Annotated in this window: 12 protein-coding genes and 1 tRNA gene; 11 read left to right on the top strand and 2 right to left on the bottom strand. The window is 69.5% G+C overall.

Going from position 1 to position 15,130, the window contains the following annotated elements; all coding sequences use genetic code 11:
• The first annotated feature begins 95 nt into the window (after nt 1-95).
• From pta to BLT78_RS00145, 4 genes are all read left to right on the top strand, one after another.
• Nucleotides 96-2,228, top strand: a complete 2,133-nt coding sequence (gene pta, locus BLT78_RS00160; protein ID WP_090347042.1) for a phosphate acetyltransferase — start codon at nt 96-98, stop codon at nt 2,226-2,228.
• 83 nt (nt 2,229-2,311) lie between these two features.
• A tRNA-Leu gene (locus BLT78_RS00155) sits at nt 2,312-2,398 on the top strand.
• A gap of 64 nt (nt 2,399-2,462) precedes the next feature.
• Entirely contained in the window at nt 2,463-2,957 is a 495-nt protein-coding gene (locus BLT78_RS00150; protein WP_090347041.1) for an RDD family protein, read from the top strand.
• Nucleotides 2,958-3,039: 82 nt separating this feature from the next.
• Complete coding sequence (locus tag BLT78_RS00145) at nt 3,040-4,446, top strand: hypothetical protein (RefSeq protein WP_090347040.1); 1,407 nt, start codon at nt 3,040-3,042, stop codon at nt 4,444-4,446.
• Between the two features lie 47 nt (nt 4,447-4,493).
• Here BLT78_RS00145 and lptG read toward each other — a convergent pair whose 3' ends face one another.
• Both lptG and lptF read right to left on the bottom strand, forming a co-directional pair.
• A complete protein-coding gene (lptG, locus tag BLT78_RS00140) occupies nt 4,494-5,555 on the bottom strand; it encodes an LPS export ABC transporter permease LptG (RefSeq protein ID WP_090347039.1) in 1,062 nt (353 codons plus the stop codon).
• Nucleotides 5,542-6,669 carry an LPS export ABC transporter permease LptF gene (gene lptF, locus BLT78_RS00135; protein ID WP_090347038.1) on the bottom strand — a complete coding sequence of 376 codons (1,128 nt, stop codon included), beginning with the start codon at nt 6,667-6,669 and terminating at the stop codon, nt 5,542-5,544. Before lptF ends, lptG begins: the two co-directional genes overlap by 14 nt.
• Nucleotides 6,670-6,814: 145 nt before the next feature.
• Here lptF and BLT78_RS00130 point away from each other — a divergent pair, with 145 nt between their 5' ends.
• The 7 genes from BLT78_RS00130 (at nt 6,815) to rlmF (ending at nt 15,129) form a co-directional block, all read left to right on the top strand.
• Nucleotides 6,815-8,302: a leucyl aminopeptidase gene (locus BLT78_RS00130; RefSeq protein WP_090347037.1), complete on the top strand. Its 1,488-nt coding sequence runs from the start codon at nt 6,815-6,817 to the stop codon at nt 8,300-8,302.
• 40 nt (nt 8,303-8,342) lie between these two features.
• Nucleotides 8,343-8,762, top strand: coding sequence for a DNA polymerase III subunit chi (locus BLT78_RS00125; RefSeq protein WP_090347036.1), 420 nt, complete (start codon nt 8,343-8,345; stop codon nt 8,760-8,762).
• 15 nt (nt 8,763-8,777) lie between these two features.
• The gene (locus BLT78_RS00120) at nt 8,778-9,185 is read left to right on the top strand and encodes a hypothetical protein (protein WP_090347035.1); all 408 of its coding nucleotides are present in this window, start codon (nt 8,778-8,780) and stop codon (nt 9,183-9,185) included.
• 177 nt (nt 9,186-9,362) lie between these two features.
• Nucleotides 9,363-12,194, top strand: coding sequence for a valine--tRNA ligase (locus BLT78_RS00115; RefSeq protein ID WP_090347034.1), 2,832 nt, complete (start codon nt 9,363-9,365; stop codon nt 12,192-12,194).
• A 165-nt stretch (nt 12,195-12,359) separates the two neighbouring features.
• Nucleotides 12,360-13,715: a sodium:proton antiporter NhaD gene (nhaD, locus tag BLT78_RS00110; RefSeq protein WP_090347033.1), complete on the top strand. Its 1,356-nt coding sequence runs from the start codon at nt 12,360-12,362 to the stop codon at nt 13,713-13,715.
• A gap of 15 nt (nt 13,716-13,730) precedes the next feature.
• Nucleotides 13,731-14,027 (top strand): winged helix-turn-helix domain-containing protein, encoded by a 297-nt coding sequence (locus tag BLT78_RS00105; RefSeq protein WP_090347032.1) that lies wholly within the window; start codon nt 13,731-13,733, stop codon nt 14,025-14,027.
• A gap of 67 nt (nt 14,028-14,094) precedes the next feature.
• Nucleotides 14,095-15,129, top strand: a complete 1,035-nt coding sequence (gene rlmF, locus BLT78_RS00100) for a 23S rRNA (adenine(1618)-N(6))-methyltransferase RlmF (RefSeq protein ID WP_090347031.1) — start codon at nt 14,095-14,097, stop codon at nt 15,127-15,129.
• Nucleotide 15,130: the final 1 nt, after the last annotated feature.

Below are 15,130 nucleotides of genomic sequence, written 5' to 3'. Positions count from 1 at the left end.
CCGACTGCCGTCCCGGCGTCGGGTTTCGTCTTGCTGGCCTGCGCCCGAATCACGCTTTCTAGAGTCTGAGCACCCAGCTCCCCCAAGGAGAAACCATGCACACTCTGTTCCTCGCCCCCACCGGCTTCGGCGGTGGACTCAACTCCGTCAGCCTCGGCCTGATCCGCGCCCTCGAGAACACCGGCCTCAAGGTCGGCTTCTTCAAGCCGATCGCCCAGCCCTTCCCCGCCGACCAGGGCCGCGAGCGTTCCTGCCTGCTGGTCGAACGCACCCTGCAACTGGACAGCCCCGAGCCGCTGCCGCTGGCCCAGGTCGAGCGCCAGCTGGCCGACGGCGAGCTGGACCTGCTGCTCGAGGAGGTGGTCAGCCGCTTCCAGCAGGCCGCCGCCGGCAAGGACGTGGTGATCGTCGAGGGCATGGTGCCCACCCGCGACTCCGATTACGCCGCGCGCATCAATGCCCAGCTGGCCAAGAGCCTGGACGCCGAGGTGATCCTGGTCGCCGCCCAGGGCAGCGACAGCCTCAAGCAGATGGCCGAACGCATCGAGATCCAGGCCCAGCTGTTCGGCGGCGCCAAGGATCCCAAGGTACTCGGCACCATCCTCAACAAGGTCAAGAGCGACGACGGCGTGCCGGCCTTCGTCGACAGCCTCAAGCAGCAGCTGCCGCTGCTGGGCAGCGAAACCTTCCAGCTGCTCGGCGCCGTGCCGTTCGCCGAGGAGCTCAATGCCCTGCGCACCCGCGACATCGCCGAAGCCCTCGGCGCCCGCGTGCTGAACGCCGGCGAAGCCGAACAGCGCCGCGTCGGCAAGATCATCCTCTGCGCACGCACCGTGCCGAACATGGTCCAGCTGCTGCAGCCGGGCGTGCTGGTGGTGACCCCGGGCGACCGCGACGACATCATCCTCGCCGCCTGCCTGGCCTCGCTCAACGGCATCAAGCTGGCCGGCCTGCTGCTGACCGGCGACTTCGGCCCGGACCAGCGCGTCCTCGACCTGTGCAAGGCGGCGCTGGACGGCGGCCTGCCGGTGCTCGGCGTCGACACCGGCTCGTTCGAGACCGCCAGCAATCTGTCCGGCCTGAACAAGGAAACCCCGGCCGACGACATCGAGCGCGCCAGCCGCGTCACCGACTTCATCGCCCAGCACCTGCATCCGGAATACCTGCACACCCGCTGCAGCCTGCCGCGCGAGCTGCGCATGTCGCCGGCGGCGTTCCGCTACCAGCTGGTCAAGCGTGCCCAGGACGCCGACAAGCGCATCGTCCTGCCGGAAGGCGACGAGCCGCGCACCGTGCGCGCCGCGGCCATCTGCCAGGAGCGCGGCATCGCCCGCTGCGTGCTGCTGGCCAAGCCGGAAGCGGTGGCGGCAGTGGCCCGCGAGCAGGGCATCAACCTGCCGGCCGGCCTGGAGATCCTCGATCCGGAGGTGATCGCCGAGCGTTACGTCGCACCGATGTGCGAACTGCGCAAGTCCAAGGGCCTCACCCCCGAGCAGGCCCGCGAGCAGCTCAAGGACACCGTGGTGATCGGCACCATGATGCTGGCCCTCGACGAGGTCGACGGCCTGGTCTCCGGCGCCGTGCACACCACCGCCAACACCATCCGCCCGGCCCTGCAGCTGATCAAGACCGCGCCGGGCTACAACCTGGTGTCCTCGGTGTTCTTCATGCTGCTGCCCGACCAGGTGCTGGTCTACGGCGACTGCGCGGTCAACCCTAACCCCAGCGCCACCGAACTGGCCGAGATCGCCCTGCAGAGCGCCGAGTCCGCCGTGGCCCTGGGCGTCAACCCGCGCGTGGCGATGATCAGCTACTCCACCGGTACCTCCGGTGCCGGCGCCGAGGTGGAGAAGGTCGCCGAGGCCACCCGCATCGCCCAAGAGCGCGCCCCGCAGCTGCCGATCGATGGTCCGCTGCAGTACGACGCCGCCTCGGTGCTCAGCGTCGGCAAGCAGAAGGCGCCGAACAGCAAGGTCGCCGGGCAGGCCACCGTGTTCGTGTTCCCCGACCTCAACACCGGCAACACCACCTACAAGGCGGTGCAGCGCAACGCCAGCTGCCTGAGCGTCGGCCCGATGCTGCAGGGCCTGGCCAAGCCGGTGAACGACCTGTCGCGCGGCGCGCTGGTGGACGACATCGTCTTCACCATCGCCCTCACCGCCCTGCAGGCCGCCAGCCAGGCTGCGCAGAAAGCCGCCGCCGCCCAAGGTGAACTGATCGAGGCCTGATCCGCCTCGACCCGGCGGAGCCCGGGGTTGGCGCAACGGTCGATTGACCGCCCGTCGCGCCAACCCTATACTCCGCGGCCATTGCCTCGATGGCGGAATCGGTAGACGCAGCGGATTCAAAATCCGCCGCTGGCAACAGCGTAAGAGTTCGAGTCTCTTTCGGGGCACCACATAGTAGAGAAACCCGCTCCGGCGGGTTTTTTTACGCCTGCACCCTTTGCAAGCGAGCCCGCCATGTCCAGACACCAGCTGCGCCCGCAGGGCGACTTTCCCCGCGCCAGCCTGATCCGCCGCCTGGCAGCGATGTTCTACGACTTCCTGCTCTGCGTGGCCCTGGTCATGGTGGTCGGCCTGCTCTACCAGCAGGGCATCCTGCGCCTGATCTACAGCGGCGAGGAGCTGCTGGCGCTGTCCCAGTCCGGTGCGCTCGACAACGACCCGATCCTCGCCAGCCTGGTGCTGGTCAGCCTGTTCGCCTTCTTCGCCAAGTTCTGGACCCACAACGGCCAGACCCTCGGCATGCAGGTGTGGGGCGTGCGCATCCAGAACCGCGACGGCAGCGCCGTCGACCTGTGGCAGGCGCTGCTGCGCTTCTTCATCGCCCCCATCTCCCTGCTTGCCGGCGGCCTCGGCTACCTGTGGATGCTGTGGGACAAGGACCGTCTGACCTGGCACGACCGCTACTCGGAAAGCGTGGTGGTGCAGCTGCCCAAGCGCAAGAAGGGCTGAGCGCACTCCACTAGACTGCAAGGGCGGGCACGGCCTTGCCCGCACGCAACCCTCGCACGGACGCCCGCCATGAGGGCCCGGCATGGGTTTCCGCAGTCGCAGTTCGATCTACTCGGCGGCCATCCTGAGCGCCGCGGTGCTGGCAGGCTGCGCCGCGCTTCCGGCGCCGCCCGAGGATGACTGCAGCCAGGCCTTCGCCCGTTTCGCGAGCGCCACCGCCGCAGTGCGCGACGCCCAGTTCCACCGGCTTGCCGGCTTCCCCGGCCTGCGCAGCGACCGCGTGCTGGCCGCGCTCGGCCCCCGGGCCGCGAGCAGCCCGGCGACACGCCGACTATGGCTGCACTACCTGGCCGACAACGACCGCGCGGCCAGCGCCATCGAGCGCGGCAACCTGCCGCCCGGCCGCCCGGGCGGCCTGCCGGATGAGGCTCGCCTGGCAAGCTGCCGCCAGCGCCAGATCGCCAGGCTGGCGCAGGATCCGTCGGCCTTCGCCCGCGCCATTGTCGCCGCCCGGGTCCCCAGCGCCTATCGGCCGTGGGCGCGCGTCCTCGGTCTCTACCCGCTGCTGCGCCCGTTCTACCGCAACCGCATCGCCGCCTGGCAGCGCGAGGCGGCGGCGCAACGGGCGCCGGCGGACAGCGCCGCCTGGCTCAGCTACCGGCTGGCGCCTGCCCCGCTCGCGGAGCGGGCACTGACGCTGCATCCGGATGCCCTCGGCCTGCCCCGGGCCGATGCCGCACAGCTCGACGCCCTGTTCGCCCGTCATGCTCCGGAGCTGCGCATCGCCGCGCGGAGCAGCGCCGACCGTCCCGGCACGCCGCGGATCGACGCCCGCGGCCGGCGCGGCTTCGACCGGCGCCCCGTGCTCTACCGCCACCACGGCTGGAGCCGCCTGGAGGGTCGCTGGCACCTGCAGCTGGTCTACCAGTGGTGGTTCAGCGCGCGCCCGGCGGACGGCCCGCTGGACATCTACGCCGGCGAACTGGACGGCATGCTCTGGCGGGTGACCCTGGACGCGCACGGCGCTGCCCTGCTGTACGACGCCATCCATCCGTGCGGCTGCTGGCACGCGTTCTTCCTGCCGGCCGACTCGCCGCTGCAGTTTCGCCAGCCGGCGGACGCGGAGCAGCGCCTGGCCCGGCGCCTGGCGCAAGCCGGCAACCGCGCGGCGACCCTGTGGCTACGCGGCAACGACCACGCGCTGCTGTGGGTGGACGGACGCCGGGCGCCCTACCCCATCCACCGCTATCGCCTGGCCGAACTGGACGAACTGCGCAGCCTGGCCCATCCGGCCGGACGGCGCAGCCTCTACGACGTCCACGGCCTGGTGCCCGGCAGCCAGCGTCTGGAGCGCTGGCTGCTGTGGCCGGCGGGGGTGGTTTCGCCGGGCGCCATGCGCCAGTGGGGACGACACGCCACGGCCTTCATAGGCGAGGCGCATTTCGACGACCCCGACCTGCTGGGCCGCTATTTCCAGACGCGGAAATGAACAGGGCCGGCAAAGGCCGGCCCCGGGGGTGCAGCGTGGTGTCCGGTTCAGCCGGCCCGGCGCAGCATCCACAGGCCCGCCAGCGCGCAGATCCCCGCCGGCACCAGCACGGCCAGCAGCGGCGAGAAGCCGAACACCAGGCTGGAGGGGCCGAGCAGGTCCTGGGCGATGCGGAACACGAAGCCGACCAGCACGCCGGTGAAGATGCGCTGGCCGAGGGTGACCGAGCGCAGCGGGCCGAAGATGAAGGAGATCGCCAGCAGTACCAGGGTGGCGGTGACCAGCGGCTGCAGCACCTTGGTCCAGAACGCCAGCCAGTACTGGCTGTTGTTCAGGCCCTGCTCGCCAAGGTAGTGGATATAGCGCCACAACCCGGTCATCGACAGCGCATCGGGTTCGACCACCACGGTGCCGAGCAGCTCGGGGCTGAGCTCGACGTCCCAGCGCTCCTCGGCCTGGCGGACCTGCTCGCTGCGGTCGGCGAACAGCAGGGTGGTGGTCACGTTCTCCAGCTGCCAGTGGTCTTCCTGGTAGCGCGCGCGGCGGGCGAAGCTGGCGCTCTGCAGGCGGCGCTCGCCGTCGAAGCGGTAGCGGGTGACGCCGAGCAGCACGCCATTGGGCTGCACCGAGTTGATGTGCACGTACTCCTCGCCCTGGCGGTGCCACAGGCCGCGCTTGGTGCTCTGCGCCTCGCCACCGCCCTGGGCCAGCGAGCGACCGCTCTGCGCCAGGTTCTCGGTGACCGGGGCGACGTACTCGCCGATCAGCACGCCGACCAGCATCAGCACCAGCAGCGGCTTCATCACCGCCCAGACGATGCGCGCCAGCGACACGCCGGCGGCGCGCATGATGGTCAGCTCGCTGCTGCTGGCCAGGGTGCCCAGACCGATCAGACAGCCGATCAGCGCCGCCATCGGCAGCAGTTCGTGAATCTGCGCCGGAATCGTCAGCAGGACGTAACGGGCGGCCTCGAGCACGCCGTACTCGCCACCCAGGTCGCCCAGCTCGTCGATGAAGGCGAACAGCAGGGCCAGGCCGACGATCACCCCCAGCACCGCGAGGATGCTGAGGAACACGCTGGTACCGATGTAACGATCAAGCCTGACCACGGGCGGCCTCCTTGCGGGCGCGGCGCGCCGTCCACTTCAGCCGCAGCGGCTCCCAGTACAGCAACAGCAGGCCGATGGCGAAGAACAGCCCGTGCACCCACCACAGGCCCAGCGCCACCGGCAGGCGACCCTTCTCCAGCTGGCCGCGCATGGCGATCAGCAGAGCCAGGTAGGACATGTACAGGAGGATCGCCGGCAGCAGCTTGAGGAAGCGGCCCTGGCGCGGATTGACCCGCGCCAGCGGCACGGCCAGCACGGTGACCACGAACACCAGCAGCGGGATCGACAGCCGCCACTGCAGCTCGGCCTGGTGGCGCAGATTCTTGCTGCCGACCAGCTCGGCGGTGGGGATGCCCTCGCGCTCGTTCAGCTCGCCGGCCACCTCCGGCTTGGGCAGCAGCACGCCGTAGCGGTCGTACTGGATCGCCCGGTAGTCGGGCTGGCCGGGCTGGCCGTCGTAGCGGTAGCCGTTCTCGAGGATCAGGTAGCGGCTGCCGTCGGGGCGGATCTCCTGGCGGCCCTTCTCGGCCACCAGCACGCTGATGCCGCGCTGCTTGTCGCCGTCGCGCGACAGGCGCAGCTCGGAGATGAACACCCCGCCCAGCTCGCGGCCGTCGGCGGACAGGCGTTCGCTGTAGGTGACCCGCGAGCCGCTCTTCAGCGCCTGGAAGCGCCCCGGCACCAGGGTGTCGAACTCGGTGAGGGCGTCCTGGCTGTTGAGGATCTGCTCGACGCGGGTCACTCCCAGTGGAGCCAGCGACAGGCTCAGCCAGGCCACCAGCGCCGCCACCAGCGCGGCCGGCGCCAGGGTGTAGGCGAGCAGGCGCTGGCGGCTCATGCCGGCGGCCGACAGCACGCTCATCTCCGACTCGAGATACAGGCGGCCGTAAGCCAGCAGGATGCCGAGGAACAGGCCCAAGGGCAGGATCAGCTGCAGGAAGCCGGGCAGGCGAAAGCCCATGATCATGAACAGCACACCCGGATCGAGCAGACCCTGGGCCGCCTGGGCCAGATACTTGATGAAGCGCCCGCTCATGATGATCACCAGCAGCACGGCGCTCACCGCACTGAGGGTCACCAGCACTTCGCGGGACAGATAACGGAAGATGATCAAACCGGGACGACTCCAGGGTTGTCAGGCTCGGGGCGCAACGCTCAAACTAGCCGCATCTGCGCTGGCTGCAGCGGCTTCGAGACCGTGAAAAAAGTGGCCGGCATTATCCTGCAAACCCGCCTGTTTGTCTTGGGGACCCCCGCCCATGCAATTCCTCGTCAAGAGTGCCCGTCCGGAAACCCTGAAAACCGCCACCCTGGTGCTCGCCGTCGGCGAGGGCCGCAAGCTCGGCGCCGCCGCCCGCGCGGTCGACAGCGCCAGCGAGGGTGCCCTGAGCGCGCTGCTCAAGCGCGGCGACCTGGAGGGCAAGCTCGGCCAGACCCTGCTGCTGCACGGCCTGGCGGGGGTCAAGGCCGAGCGCATCCTGCTGGTCGGTTGCGGCAAGGAGCGCGAGCTGTCTGACCGCAACTTCCGCAAGGTAGTTTCCGCCACCCTCGGCGTGCTCAAGACCCTCGGCGGCGCTGACGCCGCGCTGACCCTCGGCGAGCTGATGGTCAAGGGCCGCGACCTGTACGCGCGCACCCGCCTGCTGGTCGAGGTGCTGGCCGACGGCCGCTACGTGTTCGACCGCTTCAAGAGCGAGAAGGCGCCGGCGCCGGCGCTGAAGAAGATCACCCTGCTGGTCGAGGACACCGAGATCGCCGAAACCGAACGCGGCGCCGCCCACGCCCAGGCGATCGCCAACGGCATGGCGCTGACCCGCGATCTGGGCAACCTGCCGCCGAACCTGTGCCACCCGAGCTTCCTCGCCGAGGAGGCCAAGAGCCTGGCCAAGCAGTACAAGAGCCTGGCGGTCGAGGTGCTCAACGAGAAGAAGCTCAAGGAGCTGGGCATGGGCGCCTTCCTCGCCGTGGCCCAGGGCAGCGAGCAGCCGCCGCGACTGATCGTCCTCGAGTACAAGGGTGGCAAGAAGGACGAGCAGCCCTTCGTGCTGGTCGGCAAGGGCATCACCTTCGACACCGGCGGCATCAGCCTCAAGCCGGGCCTGGGCATGGACGAGATGAAGTACGACATGTGCGGCGCCGCCAGCGTGCTCGGCACCTTCCGCGCCCTGGTCGAGATGCAGCTGCCGCTCAACGTGGTCGGCCTCTTGGCCTGCGCCGAGAACATGCCCAGCGGCGGCGCCACCCGCCCCGGCGACATCGTCACCACCATGAGCGGGCAGACCGTGGAGATCCTCAACACCGACGCCGAAGGCCGGCTGGTGCTGTGCGATACCCTGACCTACGCCGAGCGCTTCCAGCCGCAGGCGGTGATCGACGTCGCCACCCTCACCGGCGCCTGCATCACCGCCCTGGGCAGCCAGACCTCCGGCCTGCTGGGCAACAACGACGCGCTGATCCGACAGATCCTCAAGGCCGGCGAGCACGCCGCCGACCGCGCCTGGCAGCTGCCGCTGTTCGACGAGTACCAGGAGCAGCTGGACAGCCCGTTCGCCGACATCGCCAACATCGGCGGGCCGAAGGCCGGCACCATCACCGCCGCCTGCTTCCTGTCGCGCTTCGCCAAGCAGTTCCACTGGGCGCACCTGGACATCGCCGGCACCGCCTGGATCAGCGGCGGCAAGGACAAGGGCGCCACCGGTCGTCCGGTGCCGCTGCTCAGCCAGTTCCTCCTGGAACGCTGCAAGTGAGAGCTGACCGGCCGGCCCGCGCGCCGGCCGGCACCGAGCGATGAAGCGCATCGACTTCTACATCCTGCCGGGCAGCGACCCCGGCGAGCGCCTGACTTACGCCTGCCGCCTTGCCGCCAAGGCCTGGCGCGAGGGACACCGCATCTACCTGAACTGCCAGGACCAGGCGCAGGCCGAGGCGCTCGACGAACGGCTGTGGAGCTTCGCCCAGGCCAGCTTCGTGCCCCACCAGCTGGCCGGCGACGGTGCAGACGCACCGCTGCTGCTGGCCTGGGGCGCCGACGCCGGCGGCGAGCAGGGCCTGTTGATCAATCTGGCCAGCACGGTGCCGGCGTTCTTCGAGCGCTTCGCGCGCATCGCCGAGGTGGTCAACCAGGACCCGCAGACCCGCGACGCCCTGCGCGCCAGTTACCGCTTCTACCGCGAACGCGGCTATGCTCCCCAGCATCTGCACCTGTAACGTCACGAGCCACCGATGGACACGCCACCGAAAACCGCCGCCTGGCCCGACCTGATCAACGACGAACTGCCGTTGCTGACCGAGACGGTCGGCGAGCCGGCCATTCCGTTGCTGCAGGAGCCGCTGCCCCTCGAGCCGCAGCTCGCCGAACAGCTCGAGCAGGCGCCGCTGCAGGCCGCTCCCCAGCCGGTCGAACTGCCGCCGGCGCCCCTCGCGCCGCCGCTCGCGCCAGCGCCGGTCAGTCGCCCGGCTGCGGCCAGCGACGAGGCCATGCCGATGGCGCAGATCGAGCGCGAGCTGCAGGCCGCCGCGCGGCTGATCATGCAGGAAGTGATCGACGACTACATGCTGCAGATCGAGGCCGAGCTGCACCGTCGCCTGGAAGACCACCTGAGCAAGATCCTCCGCGCCGGCCGGCGCTGAGCCCATCAGGCCGCCCGAAACACTCGCGCAGCCTGTCCAGCGCTGCCCAGCTGCGGCTGGGCCCGGTCCACCCTCCCCCTGCACCGACCTGCCGCCGACGCCCGCCCTACGCCGCCGCGCCGATCCCCGTTATACTTCGCGGTTTTCCGATCAGCTGCCGCAAGGGTCCCGCCGCGCATGGACAAGACCTACCAACCCCACGAAATCGAATCCCGCTGGTACGCCGAGTGGGAGGCGAAGAACTACTTCGCGCCGCAAGGTTCCGGCGAGTCCTACACCATCGCCCTGCCGCCGCCGAACGTCACCGGCAGCCTGCACATGGGCCACGGCTTCAACAACGCGATCATGGACGCGCTGATCCGCTTCCGCCGCATGCAGGGCCGCAACACCCTGTGGCAGCCGGGCACCGACCACGCCGGCATCGCCACCCAGATGGTGGTGGAGCGCCAGCTGGCCGCGCAGAACCTGTCGCGCCACGACCTCGGCCGCGAGAAGTTCCTGGAGAAGGTCTGGGAGTGGAAGGAAGAGTCCGGCGGCACCATCACCCGCCAGATCCGTCGCCTCGGCTCCTCGGTGGACTGGTCGCGCGAGCGCTTCACCATGGACGACGGCCTGTCCGAGGCGGTCAAGGAAGCCTTCGTGCGCCTGCACGAGGACGGCCTGATCTACCGCGGCAAGCGCCTGGTCAACTGGGACCCGAAGCTGCACACCGCGATCTCCGATCTGGAAGTGGAGAACCACGACGAGAAGGGCAGCCTGTGGAACCTGCGCTACCCGCTGGCTGACGGCGCCAAGACCGCCGACGGCAAGGACTACCTGATCGTCGCCACCACCCGCCCGGAAACCATGCTCGGCGACTCCGCGGTTGCCGTGCATCCCGAGGACGAGCGCTACAAGGCGCTGATCGGCCAGTTCGTCGAGCTGCCCCTGGTCGGCCGGCGCATCCCCATCGTCGGCGACGACTACTGCGACCCCGAGTTCGGCACCGGCTGCGTGAAGATCACCCCGGCCCACGACTTCAACGACTACGAGGTCGGCAAGCGCCACAACCTGCCGCTGATCAACGTGCTCGACAAGAACGCCGCGATCCTCGCCAGCGCTCAGGTGTTCAACCTCGACGGCAGCGTCAACGCCGAATTCGACGCCGCCCTGCCGGCGCAGTTCGCCGGCCTCGACCGCTTCGAGGCGCGCAAGCAGATCGTCGCCGCCTTCGACGCGCTGGGCCTGCTGGAGAAGATCGACGAGCACGCGCTCAAGGTGCCCAAGGGCGACCGCTCCGGCGTGGTCATCGAGCCGTGGCTGACCGACCAGTGGTACGTCTCCACCAAGCCGCTGGCCGAGAAGGCCATCGCCGCGGTGGAGGACGGCTCCATCCAGTTCGTGCCCAAGCAGTACGAGAACATGTACTTCAGCTGGATGCGCGACATCCAGGACTGGTGCATCAGCCGCCAGCTGTGGTGGGGCCACCGCATCCCGGCCTGGTACGACGAGGCCGGCAACGTCTACGTCGGCCGCGACGAGGCGGAAGTGCGCGCCAAGCACAACCTCGGCGACATCGCCCTGACCCAGGACGAGGACGTGCTGGACACCTGGTTCAGCTCGGGCCTGTGGACCTTCTCGACCCTCGGCTGGCCGGAGCAGACCGACTTCCTGAAGACCTTCCACCCCACCGACGTGCTGGTCACCGGCTTCGACATCATCTTCTTCTGGGTCGCCCGGATGATCATGATGAGCCTGCACCTGACCGGGCAGATCCCGTTCAAGACCGTCTACGTCCACGGCCTGGTGCGCGACGGCCAGGGCCACAAGATGTCCAAGTCCAAGGGCAACGTGCTCGACCCGCTGGACATCGTCGACGGCATCGACCTGGAAACCCTGGTGGCCAAGCGCACCAGCGGCATGATGCAGCCCAAGCTGGCCGAGAAGATCGCCAAGCAGACCCGCGCCGAGTTCCCCGAGGGCATCGCCAGCTACGGCACCGACGCCCTGCGCTTCACCTTCTGCTCGCTGGCCTCCACCGGCCGCGACATCAAGTTCGACATGGGTCGCGTCGAGGGCTACCGCAACTTCTGCAACAAGCTGTGGAACGCCACCAACTTCGTGCTGGAGAACACCGACGGCAAGGACTGCGGCGCGGGCGACGAACCCGTCGAGCTGTCGCCGGTCGACCGCTGGATCATCTCCGCCCTGCAGCGCTGCGAGCAGGACGTCACCCGTCACCTCGACCAGTTCCGCTTCGACCTGGCCGCGCAGTCGCTCTACGAATTCGTCTGGGACGAGTACTGCGCCTGGTACCTGGAGCTGGTCAAGCCGGTGCTGTGGGACGAGACCGCCAGCGTCGAACGCCAGCGCGGCACCCGCCGCACCCTGGTGCGCGTGCTGGAGGTCATCCTGCGCCTGGCCCACCCGTTCATGCCGTTCATCACCGAGGAAATCTGGCAGCGCATCAAGGCCCTGGCCGGCAAGAGCGGCCCGACCCTGATGCTGCAACCCTGGCCGGTGGCCGCCGAGGAGCGCATCGACGCGGCGGCCGAGGCCGACATCGAGTGGGTCAAGCAGCTGATGCTCGGCGTGCGGCAGATCCGCGGCGAGATGAAGATCTCCATGGCCAAGCGCATCGACGTGGTGCTGGCCAACGCCAGTGACGAGGATCAGCGCCGCCTGGCCGCCTTCGAGCCGCTGCTGGCCAAGCTGGCCAAGCTGGAGTCGGTGCGCGTGCTCGCCACCGGCGAGGAAGCGCCGCTGGCCGCCACCGCGCTGGTCGGCGAGATGGAAGTGCTGGTGCCGATGGCCGGGCTGATCGACAAGGACGCCGAGCTGGCGCGCCTGGACAAGGAGCTGCAGCGCCTGGAGGGCGAGGTCAAGCGTGTCGGCGGCAAGCTGGCCAACGAGGGCTTCGTCGCCAAGGCCCCGGCCGAGGTGCTGGACAAGGAGCGCGCCAAGCTGGCCGAGGCCGAGCAGGCGCTGGCCAAGCTGGCCGAGCAGCGCGCGCGCATCGCCGCGCTCTAAACCGCGCCTCCCGGAAAAAGGCCCGCCACCGTCAGGTGCCGGGCCTTTTTTCTGCCCGCTGCGACAGAGCGGCGCTTTTCAGCGCCCCCCGCGATCAGGCATGCTCCGCCGCCAGTTGCGAAAACAAAACAACAATCCGTCCACTGACCAACCGGAATTTCGCCCATGTACGCCTGGATGGCCCTGATCTTCGTCGTCGGCTACCTCTGCATCGCCCTCGAACACCCGCTGAAAATCGACAAGGCCGCCTCGGCCATCCTCACCGCCGTGCTGTGCTGGACCGCCCTGGTGATGGGCGCCGACAGCATCCTGCCCGCGGGCGAGGCGGCCGGCCACGGCGTGGTCGGCGAGCTGCGCCACCACCTCGGCGAGATCGCCGAGATCCTGTTCTTCCTGCTCGGCGCCATGACCATCGTCGAGCTGATCGACTCCCACGAAGGCTTCAAGGTCATCACCGACCGCATCCAGACCCGCAAGCGCGTGCACCTGTTGTGGATCGTCGGCCTGATCACCTTCTTCCTTTCCGCGGTGCTGGACAACCTGACCACCACCATCGTCATGGTCTCGCTGCTGCGCAAGCTGGTGCGCGGCCGTCCGGAGCGCTGGCTGTACGTCGGCATCGTGGTGATCGCCGCCAACGCCGGCGGCGCCTGGTCGCCGATCGGCGACGTGACCACCACCATGCTGTGGATCGGCAGCCAGATCAGCGCCACCGGGGTGATCACCGGCCTGTTCCTGCCCAGTCTGGTGTGCCTGCTGGTGCCGCTGCTGCTGCTCAGCTTCCGTCTCAAGGGCGAGGCGCCGCGCCCGCGCCTGCGCGAGACCGCCGAGGGCCGGCGCAACCCGACCACCGATTTCGAACGTAACCTGGTGCTGATCCTCGGCCTCGGCTCGCTGCTGTTCGTGCCGGTGTTCAAGACCGTCACCCACCTGCCGCCGTACATGGGCATCCTGTTCGGCCTCGGCGTGCTCTGGGTGGCCACCGAGGTGATCCACCGCGGCAAGAACGACGAGGACAAGCACCCGCTGTCGGTGGTCGGCGTGCTGCGCCGCGTCGACTCCGCCAGCGTGCTGTTCTTCCTCGGCATCCTGCTCGCGGTGTCCAGCCTGGCCACCGCCGGCCACCTGACCCAGGTCGCCAGCCTGCTGCGCGAGGGTCTGGGCAACGTCTACGCCATCAACTACGCCATCGGCCTGCTCTCGGCGGTGGTCGACAACGTGCCGCTGGTCGCCGGCGCGATGAAGATGTACCCGCTGACCAGCCCCGAAGCGGTCGCTGCCGCCGGCGCCGACGCCACCTGGCTGCGCTACTTCGTGGTCGACGGTACCTTCTGGGAGATGCTCGCCTACTGCGCCGGCACCGGCGGCAGCAGCCTGATCATCGGCTCGGCGGCCGGCGTGGCGGCCATGGGCATGGAGCGCATCAGCTTCGTCTGGTACCTCAAGCGCGTCAGCCTGTTGGCCTTCCTCGGCTACACCGCCGGCGCTGCCACCTACATGGGCATGCTGGCCTTCGCCTGATTCCGGAGACGACACATGGAAGTGAGCAAGACTCGCACCAGCTTCTACCGCCGCCTGTACGTGGCCTGGCTGATCGACAGCGGCAGCGCCACCAGCGTGCCGGCGCTGATGGCGGCCACCGGCATGCCGCGGCGCACCGCCCAGGACACCCTGGCGGCGCTGGCCGAGCTGGACATCGACTGCCAGTTCCAGCAGGACGCCGGCGAGCGGCACAACGCCGGCCACTACGAGATCCGCGACTGGGGCGCCATCGACAAGCAGTGGGTCGGCGCCCATCTGGCGCGGATCAAGGCGGTGCTGGGCTATCCCTGAAGCCTCGCGCGCACGCGGGCGGCGGCTGTGGGACAATGGCCGCCCGCTCCACCGTCGTCCCGATCGCATGAACCAGCCGCCGAAACGTCCCGCCCAGGCGCCCCGCCCGCGCCCCAGGGCCTCCGCCCCCGCCGCCAAGCCGCGCGCACCGGCCAGCAAGGGCGAACTGCACCCGCGCAACCGCCACCAGGGGCGCTACGACTTCCCCGCGCTGATCCGCGGTTGCCCGGAGCTCAAGCGCTTCGTCATCCTCAACCCCTACGGCAAACAGAGCATCGACTTCGCCGATCCCGAGGCGGTCAAGGTGTTCAACCGCGCCCTGCTCAAGCAGTTCTACGCCATCGAACACTGGGACATTCCGCCCGGCTACCTGTGCCCGCCGATCCCCGGCCGCGCCGACTACGTGCACGCGCTGGCCGATCTGCTGGCCGCCGACGGTGACGGTGCCATCCCGCGCGGCGCGCGGGTGCGCGTGCTGGACGTCGGCACCGGCGCCAACTGCATCTATCCGCTGCTCGGCCGGCACGAGTACGGCTGGCGCTTCCTCGGCTCGGACATCGACGCCACCGCGCTGGCCTCGGCGCGCAGCATCGTGCGCGCCAACGGCCTGGCCGCCGCCATCGAGCTGCGCCAGCAGATGGACGCCGGGCACATCTTCCACGGCCTGCTGCAGCCGGGCGAATGCTTCGAGCTGACCCTGTGCAACCCGCCGTTCCACAGCTCGGCCGCCGAGGCCAGCGCCGGCAGCCGGCGCAAGTGGAAGAACCTCGGCAAGCTCGACCCGCAGCGCAAGCTGCCGCTGCTCAACTTCGGCGGCCAGTCCAACGAGCTGTGGTGCGCGGGCGGCGAGATCGCCTTCATCCGCAAGATGATCCAGGAAAGCCGGGCGGTGGCGAGCCAGGTACTGTGGTTCACCTGCCTGGTGTCCAAGGGCGGCAACCTGCCGCTGGTCGAGCAGGCGCTGCGCGGCAGCGGCGCCGTGGCGACCCGCACCGTGAGCATGAGCCAGGGCCAGAAGCAGAGCCGCTTCGTCGCCTGGAGCTTCCATGACGCCGCGGCGCGTGCCAGCTGGCAGCGCCGGCGCGACGCCGGGCAGGGCTGAG

Origin of the sequence: Pseudomonas oryzae (assembly GCF_900104805.1) — a bacterium.
Classification (GTDB): domain Bacteria; phylum Pseudomonadota; class Gammaproteobacteria; order Pseudomonadales; family Pseudomonadaceae; genus Geopseudomonas; species Geopseudomonas oryzae.
The sequence above is the reverse complement of the archived record's forward strand: the minus strand, read 5'-3'. Positions and strand labels throughout refer to the sequence as shown.

Excerpts from the sequence above, each read along its gene's own strand:
- pta (WP_090347042.1), top strand. The coding sequence starts at position 96 with ATGCACACTCTGTTCCTCGCCCCCACCGGCTTCGGCGGTGGACTCAAC.
- nhaD (WP_090347033.1), top strand. The coding sequence starts at position 12,360 with ATGTACGCCTGGATGGCCCTGATCTTCGTCGTCGGCTACCTCTGCATC.
- rlmF (WP_090347031.1), top strand. The coding sequence starts at position 14,095 with ATGAACCAGCCGCCGAAACGTCCCGCCCAGGCGCCCCGCCCGCGCCCC.
- BLT78_RS00105 (WP_090347032.1), top strand. The coding sequence starts at position 13,731 with ATGGAAGTGAGCAAGACTCGCACCAGCTTCTACCGCCGCCTGTACGTG.
- BLT78_RS00130 (WP_090347037.1), top strand. The coding sequence starts at position 6,815 with ATGCAATTCCTCGTCAAGAGTGCCCGTCCGGAAACCCTGAAAACCGCC.
- BLT78_RS00150 (WP_090347041.1), top strand. The coding sequence starts at position 2,463 with ATGTCCAGACACCAGCTGCGCCCGCAGGGCGACTTTCCCCGCGCCAGC.
- BLT78_RS00120 (WP_090347035.1), top strand. The coding sequence starts at position 8,778 with ATGGACACGCCACCGAAAACCGCCGCCTGGCCCGACCTGATCAACGAC.
- BLT78_RS00145 (WP_090347040.1), top strand. The coding sequence starts at position 3,040 with ATGGGTTTCCGCAGTCGCAGTTCGATCTACTCGGCGGCCATCCTGAGC.
- BLT78_RS00115 (WP_090347034.1), top strand. The coding sequence starts at position 9,363 with ATGGACAAGACCTACCAACCCCACGAAATCGAATCCCGCTGGTACGCC.
- BLT78_RS00125 (WP_090347036.1), top strand. The coding sequence starts at position 8,343 with ATGAAGCGCATCGACTTCTACATCCTGCCGGGCAGCGACCCCGGCGAG.